At 69.4% G+C, this 16,412-nt stretch carries 13 protein-coding genes; 4 read left to right on the top strand and 9 right to left on the bottom strand.

Features of this window, described 5'->3' with window-relative positions:
• The first annotated feature begins 12 nt into the window (after positions 1–12).
• Positions 13–1,071 (top strand): ABC transporter ATP-binding protein, encoded by a 1,059-nt coding sequence (locus ABIA32_RS10830; RefSeq protein ID WP_370093813.1) that lies wholly within the window; start codon positions 13–15, stop codon positions 1,069–1,071.
• Positions 1,064–2,158 (top strand): ABC transporter ATP-binding protein, encoded by a 1,095-nt coding sequence (locus tag ABIA32_RS10825; RefSeq protein WP_370093784.1) that lies wholly within the window; start codon positions 1,064–1,066, stop codon positions 2,156–2,158. The genes ABIA32_RS10830 and ABIA32_RS10825 overlap by 8 nt, the downstream gene beginning before the upstream one ends.
• A 135-nt stretch (positions 2,159–2,293) precedes the next feature.
• Here the strand turns inward: ABIA32_RS10825 and ABIA32_RS10820 are convergent, their stop codons facing one another.
• The 9 genes from ABIA32_RS10820 to ABIA32_RS10780 all read right to left on the bottom strand — a co-directional run bounded on the left by ABIA32_RS10820 (position 2,294) and on the right by ABIA32_RS10780 (position 12,918).
• Positions 2,294–3,397 (bottom strand): ABC transporter ATP-binding protein, encoded by a 1,104-nt coding sequence (locus ABIA32_RS10820; RefSeq protein WP_370093783.1) that lies wholly within the window; start codon positions 3,395–3,397, stop codon positions 2,294–2,296.
• Positions 3,398–3,418: 21 nt separating this feature from the next.
• Positions 3,419–4,486 carry an ABC transporter ATP-binding protein gene (locus tag ABIA32_RS10815; RefSeq protein ID WP_370093782.1) on the bottom strand — a complete coding sequence of 356 codons (1,068 nt, stop codon included), beginning with the start codon at positions 4,484–4,486 and terminating at the stop codon, positions 3,419–3,421.
• Between the two features lie 64 nt (positions 4,487–4,550).
• Complete coding sequence (locus ABIA32_RS10810; protein ID WP_370093781.1) at positions 4,551–5,531, bottom strand: ABC transporter permease; 981 nt, start codon at positions 5,529–5,531, stop codon at positions 4,551–4,553.
• 106 nt (positions 5,532–5,637) lie between these two features.
• Complete coding sequence (locus ABIA32_RS10805; RefSeq protein WP_370093780.1) at positions 5,638–7,404, bottom strand: ABC transporter substrate-binding protein; 1,767 nt, start codon at positions 7,402–7,404, stop codon at positions 5,638–5,640.
• An 82-nt stretch (positions 7,405–7,486) separates the two neighbouring features.
• Positions 7,487–8,503, bottom strand: coding sequence for an ABC transporter permease (locus ABIA32_RS10800; protein ID WP_370093779.1), 1,017 nt, complete (start codon positions 8,501–8,503; stop codon positions 7,487–7,489).
• Between the two features lie 466 nt (positions 8,504–8,969).
• Positions 8,970–10,982 (bottom strand): hypothetical protein, encoded by a 2,013-nt coding sequence (locus tag ABIA32_RS10795; protein WP_370093778.1) that lies wholly within the window; start codon positions 10,980–10,982, stop codon positions 8,970–8,972.
• A 147-nt stretch (positions 10,983–11,129) separates the two neighbouring features.
• A complete protein-coding gene (locus ABIA32_RS10790) occupies positions 11,130–11,633 on the bottom strand; it encodes a DUF6113 family protein (RefSeq protein WP_370093777.1) in 504 nt (167 codons plus the stop codon).
• Entirely contained in the window at positions 11,630–12,634 is a 1,005-nt protein-coding gene (gene mshB, locus ABIA32_RS10785) for an N-acetyl-1-D-myo-inositol-2-amino-2-deoxy-alpha-D-glucopyranoside deacetylase (protein ID WP_370093776.1), read from the bottom strand. The genes ABIA32_RS10790 and mshB overlap by 4 nt, the downstream gene beginning before the upstream one ends.
• An 89-nt stretch (positions 12,635–12,723) precedes the next feature.
• Entirely contained in the window at positions 12,724–12,918 is a 195-nt protein-coding gene (locus ABIA32_RS10780; protein ID WP_037607948.1) for a hypothetical protein, read from the bottom strand.
• A gap of 265 nt (positions 12,919–13,183) precedes the next feature.
• Between ABIA32_RS10780 and ABIA32_RS10775 the strand changes: the two genes are divergently transcribed.
• Positions 13,184–15,340 carry a prolyl oligopeptidase family serine peptidase gene (locus ABIA32_RS10775; protein ID WP_370093775.1) on the top strand — a complete coding sequence of 719 codons (2,157 nt, stop codon included), beginning with the start codon at positions 13,184–13,186 and terminating at the stop codon, positions 15,338–15,340.
• A gap of 69 nt (positions 15,341–15,409) precedes the next feature.
• On the top strand, positions 15,410–16,411 hold the full coding sequence (locus tag ABIA32_RS10770; RefSeq protein ID WP_370093774.1) for an ABC transporter ATP-binding protein: 1,002 nt from the start codon (positions 15,410–15,412) through the stop codon (positions 16,409–16,411).
• The last annotated feature ends 1 nt before the right edge of the window (position 16,412 follow it).

Below are 16,412 nucleotides of genomic sequence, written 5' to 3'. Positions count from 1 at the left end.
GGAACCGTGGGTATTCAGACATCCGAAATCACCGCCGTCGTCGGACGGGACCGCACCGCGGACTCCGAGGACGCCCCGCTGCTCCAGGTGCGCGACCTGCACGTGGAGTTCCGCACCCGCGACGGACTGGCCAAGGCCGTCAACGGCGTGAACTACAGCGTGCGGGCCGGTGAGACCCTGGCCATCCTCGGCGAGTCCGGCTCGGGCAAGTCGGTCTCCTCGCAGGCCGTCATGGGCATCCTGGACAGCCCGCCCGGTTTCGTCACCGGCGGCGAGATCATCTTCAAGGGCCAGGATCTGCTGAAGCTGCACAGCGAGCAGCGCCGCAAGATCCGTGGCACCCAGATGGCCATGATCTTCCAGGACGCGCTCTCCTCGCTGAACCCGGTGCACACCGTCGGGACGCAGCTGGGCGAGATGTACCGCGTGCACGCGGGCACCTCGAAGAAGGACGCCAAGGTCAAGGCCATCGAGCTGATGGAGCGGGTCGGCATCCCGGCCGCCAAGGAGCGGGTGAACCAGTACCCGCACCAGTTCTCCGGCGGTATGCGCCAGCGCATCATGATCGCCATGGCGCTCGCCCTCGAGCCCGACCTGATCATCGCCGACGAGCCCACCACCGCCCTGGACGTCACCGTCCAGGCCCAGGTGATGGAGCTGCTGGCGGACCTTCAGGCCGAGTACAACATGGGCCTGATCCTGATCACCCACGACCTCGGCGTGGTCGCCGACGTCGCGGACAAGATCGCGGTCATGTACGCCGGGCGGATCGTCGAGACGGCCCCGGTGCACGAGCTCTACAAGCGCCCAGCCCACCCGTACACCCGCGGCCTGCTCGACTCGATCCCGCGCCTGGACCAGAAGGGCCAGGAGCTCTACGCGATCAAGGGTCTGCCGCCCAACCTGCTGCGCATCCCCTCCGGCTGTGCGTTCAACCCGCGCTGCCCGATGGCCCAGGAGATCTGCCGCTCCGAGGTTCCGCCGCTGCACGCGGTGACCGAGGCCGACGGCACGCCGCTCCCCGGCCGCGGCAGCGCCTGCCACTTCTGGAAGGAGACGATCCATGGCTGACGCGCAGGAGGTCGCCGAGGTCGCGGCCATCGAGGCCGTGCTGGACAAGAAGATCGAGCGCGGCGAGCCGATCCTGCAGGTCCGGAATCTGGAGAAGTACTTCCCGCTGACCCAGGGCATCCTGATCAAGAAGCAGATCGGCGCGGTCAAGGCCGTCGACGGCGTCTCCTTCGACCTGTACCAGGGCGAGACCCTCGGCATCGTCGGCGAGTCCGGCTGTGGCAAGTCGACGCTGGCCAAGGTGCTGATGAACCTGGAGCCGGCCACCGGCGGCCAGGTGCTGTACAAGGGCGAGGACATCTCGAAGGTCTCCGGCCGGGCGCTCAAGGCGATCCGCCGGAACATCCAGATGGTCTTCCAGGACCCCTACACCTCGCTGAACCCCCGCATGACGGTCGGCGACATCATCGGCGAGCCCTTCGAGATCCACCCCGAGGTGGCTCCCAAGGGCGACCGGCGCGCCGCCGTGCAGGACCTGCTGGACGTCGTCGGGCTGAACCCGGAGTACATCAACCGGTACCCGCACCAGTTCTCCGGCGGTCAGCGTCAGCGCATCGGCATCGCCCGCGGCCTGGCGCTCAAGCCCGAGATCATCATCTGCGACGAGCCGGTCTCGGCGCTGGACGTCTCGGTGCAGGCGCAGGTGATCAACCTGCTGGAGAAGCTGCAGGACGAGTTCAACTTGTCTTACATGTTCATCGCCCACGACCTCTCCATCGTGCGTCACATCTCCGACCGCGTCGGCGTGATGTACCTGGGCAAGCTGGTCGAGATCGGCTCGGACGAGCAGATCTACGAGCACCCGACGCACCCGTACACCCAGGCGCTGCTCTCCGCGGTGCCGGTGCCGGACCCGGAGGGTCGCGAGGGCCGCGAGCGGATCCTCCTCAGCGGTGACATCCCCTCGCCGGCGAACCCGCCGTCCGGCTGCCGCTTCCGCACCCGCTGCTTCAAGGCGCAGGAGCGCTGCTCGGTCGAGGAGCCGCTGCTGGCGATTCCCGAGGTGTTCCGCGGGCAGGACACCCCGGCGGCGCACGAGTCGGCCTGCCACTTCGCGGAGGACGTCGACATCGTCGGCGCGGGCTGAAACCCGCGCACGAAGGGCCGCTCCCAACGGGGGCGGCCCTTCGTGCTGTCCGGCCTCCCCGTAGGGCCGTCGGAGAACAGCGAGGCCCTCGACCGGATCGCAGGTCGAGGGCCTCGTGTCAGGCGCGGGTGACGGTCACTCCCCCGCGTCCTCCAGGGCGGCGAGGGCCGGGTCGAGGACGATCTCCTTGGGGACGTTCACGTCCGGGTCCTCCGGGAAGTGGCAGGCGGTCAGGTGGCCCGCGTTGTTGCCGGAGAGCTGGATCAGTGGCGGCTCCTCCGTCGCGCACTTCTCCTGAGCCTTCCAGCAGCGAGTGCGGAAGCGGCAGCCCGACGGCGGGGAGATCGGGGAGGGGACATCGCCGGCGAGGCGGATCCGCTCCTTGTCGTTGCCCGTCGTCCTGGCCTCAGGGGCGGCGGAGAGCAGCGCGTGCGTGTACGGGTGGCGCGGCCGGGAGTAGATGGCCTCGCGGTCGCCGACCTCCATGATCTTGCCGAGGTACATGACCGCGACACGCTGCGAGAAGTGCCGCACGATGGCCAGGTCGTGCGCGATGAAGAGGAAGGCGATGCCCATCTCGCGCTGCAGCTTCTGCAGCAGGTTGACGACCTGAGCCTGGATCGACACGTCGAGCGCGGAGACCGGCTCGTCGGCGACGATCAGCTTGGGGCTCAGGCCCAGAGCGCGAGCGACGCCGATACGCTGACGCTGACCGCCGGAGAACTCGTGCGGGAAGCGGTTGTAGTGCTCCGGGTTGAGGCCGACGATCTCCAACAGCTCCTTGACCCGAGCCTCGCGGCCGCCGGGAGGGTTGATGTTGTTGATCTCCATCGGGCCGGCGACGATCGTGCCGACCGTGTGCCGCGGGTTGAGCGAGGCGTAGGGGTCCTGGAAGATCATCTGGATCTCGGACCGGATCGGGGCCAGCTGCTTGCGGTTGGCGTGCGTGATGTCGACGCCCCTGTAGCTGAGCCGGCCCGCGGTCGGCTCCAGCAGCCGGGAGACCAGCCGGCCCGTGGTGGACTTGCCGCATCCGGACTCGCCCACCAGACCCAGGGCCTCGCCCTGGTGGATCTGGAAGTCCACGCCGTCGACGGCCTGGACCGCCCCGATCTGGCGCTTGATCAGGAAGCCGTCCATCACCGGGAAGTGCTTGGTCAACCCGGAGGCTTCGAGGAGGACGTCACCGGGGGCGGGAGCTCCGGCCGGAACGGCGTCCGTCAGGGTCTGCTCGGTCATGATGGGTACCTTGAATCCTGATCAGCCGAGCTGCGGCTGGATCTGCTGGGCGAAGATGTCCTGCTTCTGCTGAGGGGTCAGATGGCAGGCGGACAGGTGTCCGTTGGCGAGCTCGAGTCGCGGAAGCTCCGTCACGCAGCGGTCGCCACCCACCTTGTCCCGGAATTCGCACCGGGGGTGGAATGCGCAGCCCGACGGCGGGTTCAGCAGCGACGGCGGCGTGCCGGGGATCGGCATCAGCGGCTTGTCGACGTCCGCGTTCATGTGCGGGATGGAGCGCAGCAGGCCCCAGCCGTAGGGGTGCTGGGAGGAGTCCAGCACCTCCGCCATGGTGCCGCGCTCGACGCAGCGCCCCGCGTACATCACCAGCACGTCGTCGGCGATGTTCGCGATGACGCCGAGGTCGTGGGTGATGAAGATGATCGAGGTGCCGGTCTCCTGCTGCAGGTCCTTGAGCAGGTCGAGGATCTGGGCCTGGACCGTGACGTCGAGCGCGGTGGTCGGCTCGTCCGCGATCAGCAGCTCGGGGTCGTTGACCAGAGCCATCGCGATCATCGCACGCTGGCGCATACCGCCGGAGAACTGGTGCGGGTAGTCGTCGACGCGGGTCTGCGGCTGCGGGATGCCGACCTTGGTCAGCATCTCGATGGCGCGGTCCCTGGCTTCCTTCTTGCTGGCGCCCGTGTGCTTCATGTACGGCTCGGCGATCTGCCGGCCGACCGTGTAGTACGGCGACAGCGCCGCCAGAGCGTCCTGGAAGACCATCGACATCTTGCTGCCGCGCAGCTTCGCCAGCTCCTTGTCGGAGGCGGTGACGAGCTCCTGGCCGTCGAGGAGGATTTGTCCCTCGACCGTGGTGGTCCGCGGGTTGTGCAGACCCAGGATGGTCAGGTTGGTGACGGACTTGCCGGAGCCGGACTCGCCGACGATGCCGAGAGTCCTGCCCTTCTCCAGGTCGAAGGAGAGGCCGTTCACCGCGCGGACGATGCCGTCCTCGGTAGCGAAGCTGACCTTGAGGTCCTGGACCGAGAGGAAGCTGGAGCCCTTGGCTGCGGGCGCCGTCTCCGTGGGCTGTTCGGGGATGATCACGAGCACATCTCCTCGGGTGCGGTACGTGCGATTGCCACGCGTGCGTGGTGCTGGTCGGGGATGGTCACGCGAGCCGGATCCGCGGGTCGATGAGCGCGTAGGAGGCGTCGACGAGGATGTTGAAGAACACGATCAGCATGGAGCTGACCAGGACGACAGCCATCTCCAGCGGCAGGTCGTAGGAGTTCACGGAGTCGACGGCGAGCCGCCCGAGGCCGTGGAGGCTGAAGGTGAACTCAGTGATGACGGCGCCGGAGAAGACGGCCGCCAGGTCGATACCGAAGATCGTGATGACCGGTCCCATTGCGCCGCGCAGGGCGTAGCGAAGGAAGACGTAGCTCTTCGACATGCCCTTGGCACGGGCTGAGCGGATGTGGTCCTCGCTTAGCTGCTCGATCATCAGCGAGCGCACCTGGCGCGAGTAGTTGGACCAGAAGATGATCGACATCACGAAGCACGGCAGGATCAGGCCCCCGATCGAGCCGATCGGGTCGTGGGTCCAGTCAGGGTCGTGGCCGCGGTCGAAGATGCCCAGGTAGTACGAGAAGATAAGGATCATGATCGGGCCGACGAAGTAGATCTGCGTTGACTGACCGATCAGTGAAACGGCGCTGGACACCCGATCGGTGGTGCTGCCCTGGCGGGCGGCCGAGATCATGCCCAGCCCGACGCCGATGGTGAGGAAGATCGCCGCTCCGCCGATGGCGAGCGAGACCGTGGTCGGGATGCTGGAGGAGATCAGACCCCAGATCGACTCCTGGTTGGCGTAGGAGTATCCGAAGCACGGGAAGTTGCAGTGAGGGAAGTTGGTGACGTCACGTCCGGCGAAGATGCCCCAGACGTAGTCCTTCCACTGGACGATCCACGGCTTGTCGAAGCCGAGATTGATCGTGATCTGGTGCAGCATCTGCGGACTGCAGTTCTTGCCACAGGACAGCAGCGCCGGGTTCGGCACCAACGCGAAGAAGGACGAGTAGGTGACGAAGCTGATGGCGATCAGGATGACGATGGCGCCGAGCACCCGTCGAGTCAGGAATCGCAGCATAGGGAGGGCTCTTCCAGGAAAGACGCCGCTGGCGGCCAGAGCGTGGGACGAGGGGTTGCGTGCCGAGGCCGGGTCCCGTCCGGAGGACGGGACCCGGCGGTGCGACTTACTGCTTGACGAACACGGAGCCCGTGTCGATGGTGCCGATCACCTGGTTGTAGCGGACGCCACCCAGGCCCGGGCCGTAGATCTGGAGGAACTTGTCGAAGCCGAACGGGACCTGCGGGATGTCGTTCGCGATGACCTTGTTCGCCAGGTCGTTCCACTCCTTCGCGGCCTTGGCCACGTCGGTCTCAAGCTTGATCTGGGCGATCGCCGCGTCGGTCGCCGGGTTGTTGTAGTGCGAGTAGTTCGGCGAGCCGTCGGTGATGTTGCTGCCACCGCCGAGCAGGTTCGGAACGTCGGTGTACGGGGTCGGCCAGTCGGCGCCCCAACCCGTGCGGTAGATGTCGAACGTGTTCTTCACGGTGCCGACCTGCGTGTAGTACGAGGTCTTGTCGATCGGGTTGAGCACGACCTGGAAGCCGGCCTGCTGCAGGGCGTTCTGCACGACGACCGAGATCTTCTGCCAGCGCGGGGTGTTGGCGAAGGCGAAGACCAGCTTGTAGTTGACGGCGTTGGCCTGCGTGAGCAGGGCCTTGGCAGCCGTCGGGTCACCGTTCGGGTGGGCCGTCTTGTTGAACGGGTCGGCGTTCTCCCAGCCCGCCACGGTCGGGCTGATCAGGGTGTTGCCCGGGTCCAGCTGCGAGGGTCCGCCGTAGAGCTTCTGCAGCGACTGGTTCGGGAAGGCCAGGGCGATGGCCTTGCGGATGCGGACGTCGGTGACCCGGGTGGTGTTGATGTTCAGGTACTCGACGTACGGCTGGTAGTTGCTCACCATGCGGCTCTTGTACTGGGAGCCGTTGAGGATGGTGTCCGACTGCGAGGCGTCGGCGGCGGTCGACAGCGACAGGGCGAACTTGTCGTTGCCGGTCGCCTGCTCCAGACGAGTGGTGAGCTGCGGGTTGTCGACGCCCAGCTCGAAGGACCACTTGTCCGGGTAAGCGGCACGGATCGGGTCGGTGCTCGGGTCCCAGTTGGGGTTCCGCACGAACTGCAGGGACTTGCCCGGAACGTAGTTGGACACCTGGTACGGGCCGTCCGCGTTCGGGTTGTTGTTGTACGTGGCCGACTCCTTCGACGCCTCGAAGGCGCCGATGGGCGGCATGGCGGCGGCGTACGGGGCGTCCGCGTGGGCCTCGGTGAAGTGGAAGACGACCGTCTGCGCGTCCGGGGTGCCGATGACCGTGTCGGGCAGGGACTTGCCGCCGGTGGGGCCCGCGTAGACCTTGCGGTAGTCGGCGCCGGAGAGCCAGAGCGGGAAGTAGTTCGGGCCTTGGGTCTGGGCGGGCAGGTAGAGCCGCTCGATGTCGTACTTGACGTCGGCCGAGGTGATCGGGGTGCCGTCCTGGAACTTCAGGCCCTTCTTCAGGGTCCAGGTCCAGGTCTTGCCGCCGTCCGACAGCTTGCCGGTGTCGGTGGCGAGGTCACCGACGAGGATCGTGTTGCCCTTTGCGTCGATCTTGTAGCCGGTCAGCGTCCGGTTGTAGAGACCCGAGATGGCCAGCATGTTGCTGACGTACTGCTGGGTCGGGTCCAGGTAGTCGAAGCCGCTCGGCTCGATGTCGTAGGCGGTTCCACCCTTGGTGGCGCCGGTGACGGGAACCGCAGGACCAGTGGAATCCTGCGCGGTGCCGAGCGAGAACTGCTGCACGGACGAGGTGGCGCCCTGGTCCTGCTTGGTCGCCGTCTTGCTGCTGCTGCCGCACGCGCTGAGCGTAAGCGCTCCGGCGGACACCACCGCGATTGCGGCAATGACCTTACGCTGAGTCATGATTGCCTACCTGCCTGTTGTTTGAATCTCTGCGGGTCACACCAGCGGGCGAGCGGTTCTACCAGCCGGAGGTCTTGGGGGGTCAGCGCACGGTCTTCGGGTCGAGGGCATCCCGAGCCGAGTCGCCGAGCAGGTTGAACGCGACGGTGAAGATCATCAGGCTCACGCCGCAGACGACGAGGAAGAACGTGTCGTTCTGGAAGTACGGAGCGGCGTCCTGGAAGAGCCGGCCCCAGTCGGGTGTCGGCTCGATCATGCCGACGCCCAGGAAGGAGAGACCTGCCTCGGTGGTGACGAAGCCGGAGAAGGCGAGCGTCGTCTGCACCAGCATCGTTGTGCGGAGGTTCGGGAAGATCTCCTTCCAGATGATCCGCCACGGCGAGGCCCCGGCGACCCTGGCCGCCTCGATGAACTCCCGTTCGCGCAAGCTCAGTGTCATGCCACGCAGCAGGCGGCCCAGGCCCATCCAGCCGAGAATCACCTGCACCAGGACGAGGACCGTTCCGCGCATCAGCGGTGAGACGGCGTTGCCCGGGGCCACGAGCAGGGCGATGAACACAGGAGTGAAGGCGATCAGGAAGAGTTGCTGCGGGAAGGCCATCAGCAGGTCGGAGATCCGCCCGAAGACGTAGTCGACCCAGCCGCCCATGAATCCCTGCGCCAGGCCCAGCAGGACACCGATCACGGTGCTGAAGATGGTGGCGGCGAAGGCGATGAGCAGCGTCGTGCGCATGCCGTAGATGAGCTGCATGAACAGGTCGCGGCCGAGGCTCGGTTCGAGGCCCAGCCAGTGGGTGGCGCTGACCCCGCCGAGCGGGCCGATCGGGACTCCCGAATCGTCAAGCAGAGTGGGGTCGTTGAGGCCGTACGTGGTGGTCGCGTCTTGGCCGTACAGGTGCGCGATCAACGGCGCACAGGCGGCGACCAGGAAGTACAGCAGCACGATGCCCGTGCAGAACAGAGCTGCCTTGTCGCGCTTGAAACGGATCCAGGCGAGTTGGCCGGGCGATCGACCGACGAGCTCTGCGTCGCGCCCTTCGGATGGGGCGCCCTCTGACAACTCGTCAGAGATGAGCTCAGCATTGGCTGGCATGGTCATCGTGCGATTGCTCCCGCCGGCGATGTGATCAGGCGAAATGTTCAGGTGGAACGGCTTGATGTCTCATCCTGGTGGCCGCTGATCGTTGTGTCGACAGGCTGACGATCAATTATTGATAACGCCTTGGGAGGTCGTAATAGGTCAAATCAGGACAGTGGATTACAGTGCCACCACTCGGGGCGGTGACACAAGATCCTGATGAGCGAAAACGCCATTGCAGTACCGTCCGATTATCGGACGACGAAGTATCAGTAAGCGTCCGATACCCGCCGGAAGCTGCCAAGTGCCCATAAATGACTCTTCGGTCCCTAGCGGGCAAATCGGACAGCGCCTTTGGCGGCATTGACGACAGATGGGGAATGGCGGCTCAGGTAATCGCGGGATTGCGGTTCTATTTCAGAAATGTAGAACGCCCCCGTCCGGCCGGACGAGGGCGTCGCTGTTCGGGGGCGAGCGGTGGCGCAGGTCAGATCGTGATCGAGGTGGGCCCGCCGGGCTGGGTGAGCAGGGTGGTGAGGGCCGCGGCGACCTCCTGCGGGGTGACCGCCTTGCCGCTCTTGGTGTGGACGCTGTCGAAGGCGGTGCCGTAGGCCGCGGCCAGCTTGGCCAGGTTGAACGTCGGCACAAACTTGCCCGAGGCGTCCGGCTGCAGGGACAGGGACTGACTGAAGGTGCTCTTGCCGAAGAGCACAGGGGTGCCGCCGGCCACGACCTTGAAGTGCTGCTTCATCGCCCAGGCGCCCAGCGTGCTCGCGGCCTCGTTCGCGGCGGCGGCGGAGGCCTTCGGCTGGACCGTGGTCACGGTGAGCGGCACAACGGCGTCATGGCCTTCCAGGCCGGCCGCGCGGGCCTGGAATGCCTGCTCGATCAGCGGGATGGCCGCGTTCACGTCCAGGCCGCTGCCGGCCTTGGGAAGGGTCACCACGACCTTGCCTGCCGCGGTGAAGTGGATGCTGCCCTCCCCGGCGCCGCTCGCGCTGGAGAGCTGCTGCAGGGCGGACCGGAGCTTGTCCTCGTCGATGACCACCACGGGGGCGACGGCCTTGGCGCCACCGAAGAGGGAGCCGATCACGGTCACCGGGTTGTAGCTGTGCTGGGCGACCTTGTCGACCGTTGCGCCGGTGTCTATGGTCAGGCCGGCGACGGACGGGTTGAGCGTGGCCGTCCTGCCGCCGATGGAGACCGTCAGCGGGTGCTTGGCGATCGCGCCCAGGGTGCTGTCGAGCTTGGTCACCGCCTGGTCGTGGGTGTCGCCCCCGATGGAGTACCCGAGGACGGTCGTGCCCTTGGGGACGTCGGCCTGGTTGAGCATCAGGCCCGCTCCGTATGCCACGCCGCCGACCAGGACCAGGGTGCCGACCGCGTAACCGGCCAGCTTGCGGCTCTTGCCGCCACCGGCGCGCTTCGCGGCGGGCTTGGCGGAGCCGCCACCGCTGCCGTGGCTGCTGCTTTCGCTGGTGTTGCTGCCGTCGCCGCTGCGCTCCGGGCGGGGCGGCGCGCCCGCGCCGCCGGTGCCGCCCGCGAACCCGTCGTTGACCTGCTGGGACTGCGGGACCAGCGGCATGGCCGCGGTCTGCTCGGCGGCGGACGGCTTGGCCGACCTGGCGGGCTTCGGCGCCTTCGCGGTCTGCTGACCGCGCTTCGGACGGGCTGGGGCGCTGGGCGCGGCGGCCTGCTGGTCCATGACGGTGCGGAACTGCATGGTCGGCTGCGACCCTGGCTCGGGCGCGGAGGCGGCCAGGCCGCCCTGCAGACCGCCGGGACGCGCGCCGCCGGGCACCGGCCGCGGCGCCAGCGTCTGCGGTTGCGCGGCGGCCCGGGCGGCGGGTGACTCGGGCTGTTGCGGCTGCGGCGCCCAGGGGGAGGACTGCGTGTCGTAGCCCGCCGTCGGCTCCTGGAACGGCTGGCCCGGGAACTGCGGCTCCGGGTAGCGCTGCTCTGGGGACGGCTGGCTCGGCTGAGCCGGCTGGGTCGGGGCGGGCGCGGCCGGAGCGGAGGCGCTCGGCGCGGGCGCCTGCTTCTTGCGCGGCGCGAACCACTCGCTCGGCGGCGTGGCAGGCGACCCCGGCGACGGCGCGGCGGGTGCGCCCGTCTCCGGCATGCGCCACTCGGCGGGCAGCTCCGGGGGCGTGACCGTGCCCGTGCCGGAGTCCATGACGCCGAGCACGGGAGAGCCCGCGCTCTCGGCACGATGCCGCCGGGGAGCGGGCTGCTCGCCCGTCTCCTCGCTGTTCAGCGGGGAGCGCACGACGACCGGCGGGATCGGCCGGGAGCCGGGGATGTTGATCTTGATGCGCGTGGTGAGCGTCGTCTCAGTGCGCGGCTCGTCACCCGGCTCAGCCTGCCCCGGCTGACCCCCCTGCTGGCCAGGCTGACCCGGCTGCGGGCTCTGGCCCGCACGGGAGAACGCGTGGTCACTGGGGACGCCGTACGGAGGCGTGCCCGAAGGGTAGGAGTCCCCGCCCTGACGAGGCGACATCGGATTGTCAGATTCTCGACTCACTGCTGCTCCGGTTCGCTCCCCGCCGTCGTGACGAGGTGCGGTTGTGGATCGTCGTTCCCCGCGTCCCGTGGGGCTGCGGTTGCGGTGTGTGGAACCGCGGTCTCCAGCGTTGCGGGCACCACCTTACTGGGAGGTGTCCCTGGACGGACCGGTCGGTGGGAGAACGGGGATCCCCGACATGGCCGGGCGCGCGATGGAGAGCACGGATCCGAGCAGTCCGAGGAAGAGCAGCGCGACGCTCGTCGCGCTGCCGCCCCAGAGCAGATCGCCCTCCGGCGTGCCGATACTCGCCGCGAGCAGAGTGCCCAGCCAGGTCAGCGTCGGGACCGCGGCGCCCGTCTTGGTGCCGGTCAGCACGCTGCCGCCGTAACTGAGGGCGAGAATCCCGACGGCCCCCAGGACGAGGCCGCCGCCGCTCCACAGGTCGACGACGAGCGCGCCGGCCAGTGCGACGGCGATCCCGAGCACCGCCAGGGCGAAGTAGCTCGCCCAGCGGGCCCGGGTTCCGATCGGGTAACGGGGAGCGACGGGCTTCGGCGAACCGCTGCGTGGAGCGGGCACGTTGGCCCGGCCGCCGGCCCGACCCCGGCCGCCGTCGGCGGGCTCCGGCGTCTGACCCCGGCTCACGAGGCCGCCCCTGGCCCGCCGCTCGCGCCCGCCGAGGTCACCGAGCCTGCCGAGATCACCGCGCTCGCCGTTCCAGCCGTGCCTTCGATGCTGTCGATGCCGGCGAACAGGTCCGTCTCCCAGCCGGTGGCCGGGTCGAGCGGGCCTGGCACGCCGCGGACCAGGCGGTAGTACTCCACCGCCGGCAGCGGCTGGCCCAGGTCGTTGGAGAGCGCGAAGAAGGGACCGTCGACCGCGATCTGCGTCAGGTGCGCGCGCATCGCCGCGGCCTTGGCCTCGGCGAAGGCCGAGCCGTCGACGGCGGTGGTGACCTCCGCGTCGTCGACGACGCCGGGGACGTCGTCCGCCGAGGCGATGCCGGGGAAGGGGACCTCCTTGCCCGCCGCCTTGAGCGCCGCGAAACCCGCCTCCACCACGGAGCGGGGGATGACGTTCCAGTAGATCTTCGCCACATGGTGCGCGGCGCCGAGCTCGGGCCGGAAGGACGCGTCGCCGGCCAGCTCGCTGCCGCGCATGGCGACGCGGTGGGCCTGGATGTGGTCCGGGTGGCCGTAGCCGCCGTTGGGGTCGTAGGTCACCAGGACCTGCGGGCGGACCTCGCGGATCACGCCGACCAGCTCGGCGGCCGCCTCGTCGAGGTCGGCCTGCCAGAAAGCCTCGGCGCGGACGTTGCTGGGGACGCCCATCATGCCCGAGTCGCGCCAGCGGCCGGGCCCGCCGAGGAAGCGGTGGTCGGTGACGCCGAGCTCGCCCATCGCCGCGGCCAGCTCGGTGATGCGGTGCGCGCCGAGCGCGTCGTCACGGTGAGCGACCAGATGGGCCAGCTTGTCGCCGATCACCTCGCCCTCCTCGCCGAGGGTGCAGGTGACCAGGGTGACGCCGGCGCCCGCGGCGGCGTAGCGGGCCATCGTCGCGCCGTTGCCGATCGACTCGTCGTCGGGGTGGGCGTGGACGAGAAGCAGGCGCTGGGTGGCGCGGGCTGCCGAGGCTGATTCCGTCATGGGGTCAGCGTAGGCGGTCCCGCCGACAGCGCCCGCCAGCGCCCTGCAGCGCGCTGCGTTCCGCCGTCGATGCGGGTCGGGCCGTACAGCTAGAGCTTGATGCCGGTGATCATCCCGGCGACGCTCGTGGTCACCGTCTTGATCGACGGGGCGATCGAGCTGGAGGCCAGGTAGAAGCCCAGCAGGGTGCAGGCGAACGCGTGCCACAGCTTCAGGCCGGAGCGCTTGACCAGAATTCCCACGATGATCATCATCAGCACGGCTGCGGAGATCGGCAGAACCATCGCGTCTCACACCTCTCGGTTTTGGGCGGCGGGGACTGCCGCACCAGAAGGACGGGCGCACCCAGGTGATACCCGTGGGGTGATGGTTGGGTCACTTTCCGTCATCATGCCTAGCCTGTCGCGCGGATGCACGACCCCGGCGCACCTGTGCGTTGTGTACGCGGGCGTCCGGAGGGGCGGGCGAGGGCCGAACGGGGGAGGCGGAAGTGCTGCGGGTTTGCCGGGTCGCGCCGGCTGTGCGGGGCTCCGCCGCTAGGGTCGGAGGATGTCCCAGGAGATCACTTTCCCCCGTCAGTTCTCGCGCACCCAGCGGTTCTCGCTGGGCGCGCCCCGGTCCTTCGTCGCCTCCCCGGATGGGCAAAGGGTGGCCTTCCTTCGGAGTCGCGGGGGGACCGAACGGGCGAACCTGCTGTTCGTGCTCGACCTTTCGAACGACGCTGCTCCGTTCGAGCGAGTCGTGGCCGATCCGTCCGCCCTGCTCGGCGGCGACACGGAGGAGCTCTCCGCCGAGGAGCGGGCGCGGCGCGAGCGGGCCAGGGAGGGCTCGGCGGGCGTCGTCGGCTACGCCACCGACGCCGCCGTCTCACTGGCGGCGTTCAGCCTCTCCGGACGCCTGTTCGCCGGCTCGCTGCTGCCGGACGCCGCCCCGGCGCGAGAGCTGCCCGCCCAGGGCACCGTGATCGACCCGCGTCCCGCGCCGGACGGCCGCCACATCGCCTACGCCACGACGGGCGGCGCGCTGCACGTCATCGCCGCCGACGGAAGCGGCGACCGTGCGCTGGCGGACGAGGAGGATCCGGAGGTCAGCTGGGGCCAGGCGGAGTTCATCGCCCAGGAGGAGATGGACCGCAGCCGCGGCTTCTGGTGGTCCCCGGCCGGAGACCGGCTGCTCGCCGCCAGGGTCGACAACAGCCCGGTCCAGCGCTGGTGGATCGCCGACCCGGCCAACCCCGCGCGTGAACCGGCCGAGATCGCCTATCCGCAGGCGGGCACGGCCAACGCCGACGTCACGCTGGCCGTGCTGGGCCTGGACGGCAGCCGGGTCGAGGTGGACTGGGACCGGGCGGCCTTCCCGTACCTGGCCCGCGTCCACTGGTCGGCGGGTGGCCCGCCGCTGCTCCAGGTGCAGACCCGCGACCAGCGTCGCCAGCTCGTGCTCGCCCTCGACCCGGCGACGGGCGCCACGACGGTGCTCCACGACGAGCGTGACCCGGTCTGGGTCGAGCCCTACCCGGGCGTCCCCGCGTGGACGCCGGACGGCCGACTGGTCCGCGTGGCGGACGACTCCGAGACCGACGCGCGCGTGCTCGTCGTCGGCGACGAGGTGCTGACGGGCCGCCAGCTGCATGTTCGCGCCGTGCTCGACGTCTCGGACCAGGACGTGCTGGTCACCGCATCGGCGGGCGAGGACGCGACGACGCCGGAAATCGGCGAGCAGCATGTGTACCGAGTCAACAGCGAAGGCGTCCGACGACTCAGTTCCGAAGCCGGGTACCACTCCGCAGTCCGCGGCGGCGGACTGACCGTGCTCAGCTCCTCCTCGGTGGAGCGGTCCGGCTCGACGGTGCGGGTGCTCAGGACGAACGGCGCGCAGCCGGTCGAGCTCGCCGCGATCGTGAACCTCGCCGAGACGCCCGTGATCTCCGCCCGGCCCGTGATCACCCTCGCGGGCAAGCGCAGGATCCCGGCCGCGGTCCTGCTGCCCACCGGCTACGACCGGGAGCGGGACGGCCTGCTGCCGGTCCTGATGGCCCCTTACGGCGGCCCGCACGGCCAGCAGGTGGCGGCGGCGCAGAACATCTACCTCTCCGCCCAGTGGTTCGCCGACCAGGGCTTCGCCGTCGTCGTGGCCGACGGCCGCGGCACCCCCGGCCGCAGCCCCGCCTGGGAGAAGGCGATCGCCCTGGACATGGCGGGACCGACCCTGGACGACCAGGTCGAGGCGCTGCAGGCGCTCGCCGCCGACTTCCCGCTCGACCTCGGCCGGGTCGGCATCCGCGGCTGGTCCTACGGCGGCTACCTGGCCGCGCTCGCGGTGCTGCGCCGCCCCGACGTCTTCCACGCGGCCGTCGCCGGCGCCCCTGTCACGGACATGGAGCTGTACGACACCCACTACACCGAGCGCTACCTCGGCCACCCCGCCGAGCACCCGGAGGTCTACGCGGCGCACTCGCTGCTGGCCGACGCGCCCCGGCTGCGCCGACCGCTGCAGATCATCCATGGGCTGGCCGACGACAACGTCGTCGTCGCGCACAGCCTGCGGCTCTCCTCCGCCCTGCTGGCCGCCGGCCGCCCGCACGAGGTGCTGCCGCTCTCCGGAGTCACCCACATGACGCCGCAGGAGGAGGTCGCGGAGAATCTGCTGCTGCTCCAGGTCGAGTTCCTGCGCAGGTCACTGCCGGGGTCACTGCCGCAGCCGTGACATCTGTCACGCCGAGGTCCGGAGGCGCGGCACTGCTGCGAAGACGTGCCGGTCCGCCAGGCTTTCGGTATGACAACTTCCACCGAGCAGGCTTCCACCATTCAAGCCTTGGGGGCGGACCGGAAGGCCTCCGCGCGGGACGCGAACAGCGCCCGCGCGGAGGTCGCGGCTTTCCGCAGCGTCAGCAAGAACTTCGGCAGCGTGAAGGCGGTCAACAACAGCTCCTTCACGCTCCACCCGGGCGAGACCGTCGCCTTCCTCGGCCCCAACGGCGCCGGCAAGTCCACCAGCATCGACATGCTGCTGGGCCTCAAGGACCCGAGCGCGGGCCAGGTCAGCCTGTTCGGCGGCACCCCGCGTCAGGCCATCCTCGACGGCCGCGTCGGCGTCATGCTGCAGAGCGGCGGCCTGCTGCCCGAGGTGACCGTGCGCGAGCTGGTCACCTTCGCCTGCAAGGTGCATCCGCGCGGCTACGACGTCGACCAGGTGCTCACCACCGCCCAGATCCTGGACCTGGCCGACCGGAAGGTCGACAAGCTCTCCGGCGGCCAGGAGCAGCGGGTCCGCTTCGCCCTGGCCACCGCCGGTGACAGCGACCTGATCGTCCTCGACGAGCCGACCACCGGCATGGACGTCACCGCCCGCCAGGCGTTCTGGTCGGTGATGAAGGCCCAGGCGGACGCCGGCCGGACGATCCTCTTCGCCACGCACTACCTGGAGGAGGCGGACGCGATCGCCGACCGCGTCCTGGTGATGCACCAGGGACGGCTGATCGCCGACGGCACCGCCGCCGAGATCAAGGCCCGCGCCGGGCAGCGCCGCATCTCCTTCGACCTGCACCCGCAGGACGGCCCGGACGTCAGCCTGCTCAGCACCCTCGCCGGCATCACGGCCCTGGACGTCAGCGGTCAGACCGTCAGCGGGCAGACCGTCCGGATCAGCACCTCGGACGCGGACGCCACCATGGCGGCCGTCTACCGCGCGGGCTTCTACCCGCGCGGCCTGGAGGTCACCGGGGTCGGCCTGGAGCAGGCCTTCATCACCATCACCGCGGAAGCCGAGGGGAACTGAC

The sequence above is a fragment of the Streptacidiphilus sp. MAP12-20 genome (assembly GCF_041262525.1).
In the GTDB taxonomy this organism is placed as follows: domain Bacteria; phylum Actinomycetota; class Actinomycetes; order Streptomycetales; family Streptomycetaceae; genus Streptacidiphilus.
The sequence above is the reverse complement of the archived record's forward strand: the minus strand, read 5'-3'. Positions and strand labels throughout refer to the sequence as shown.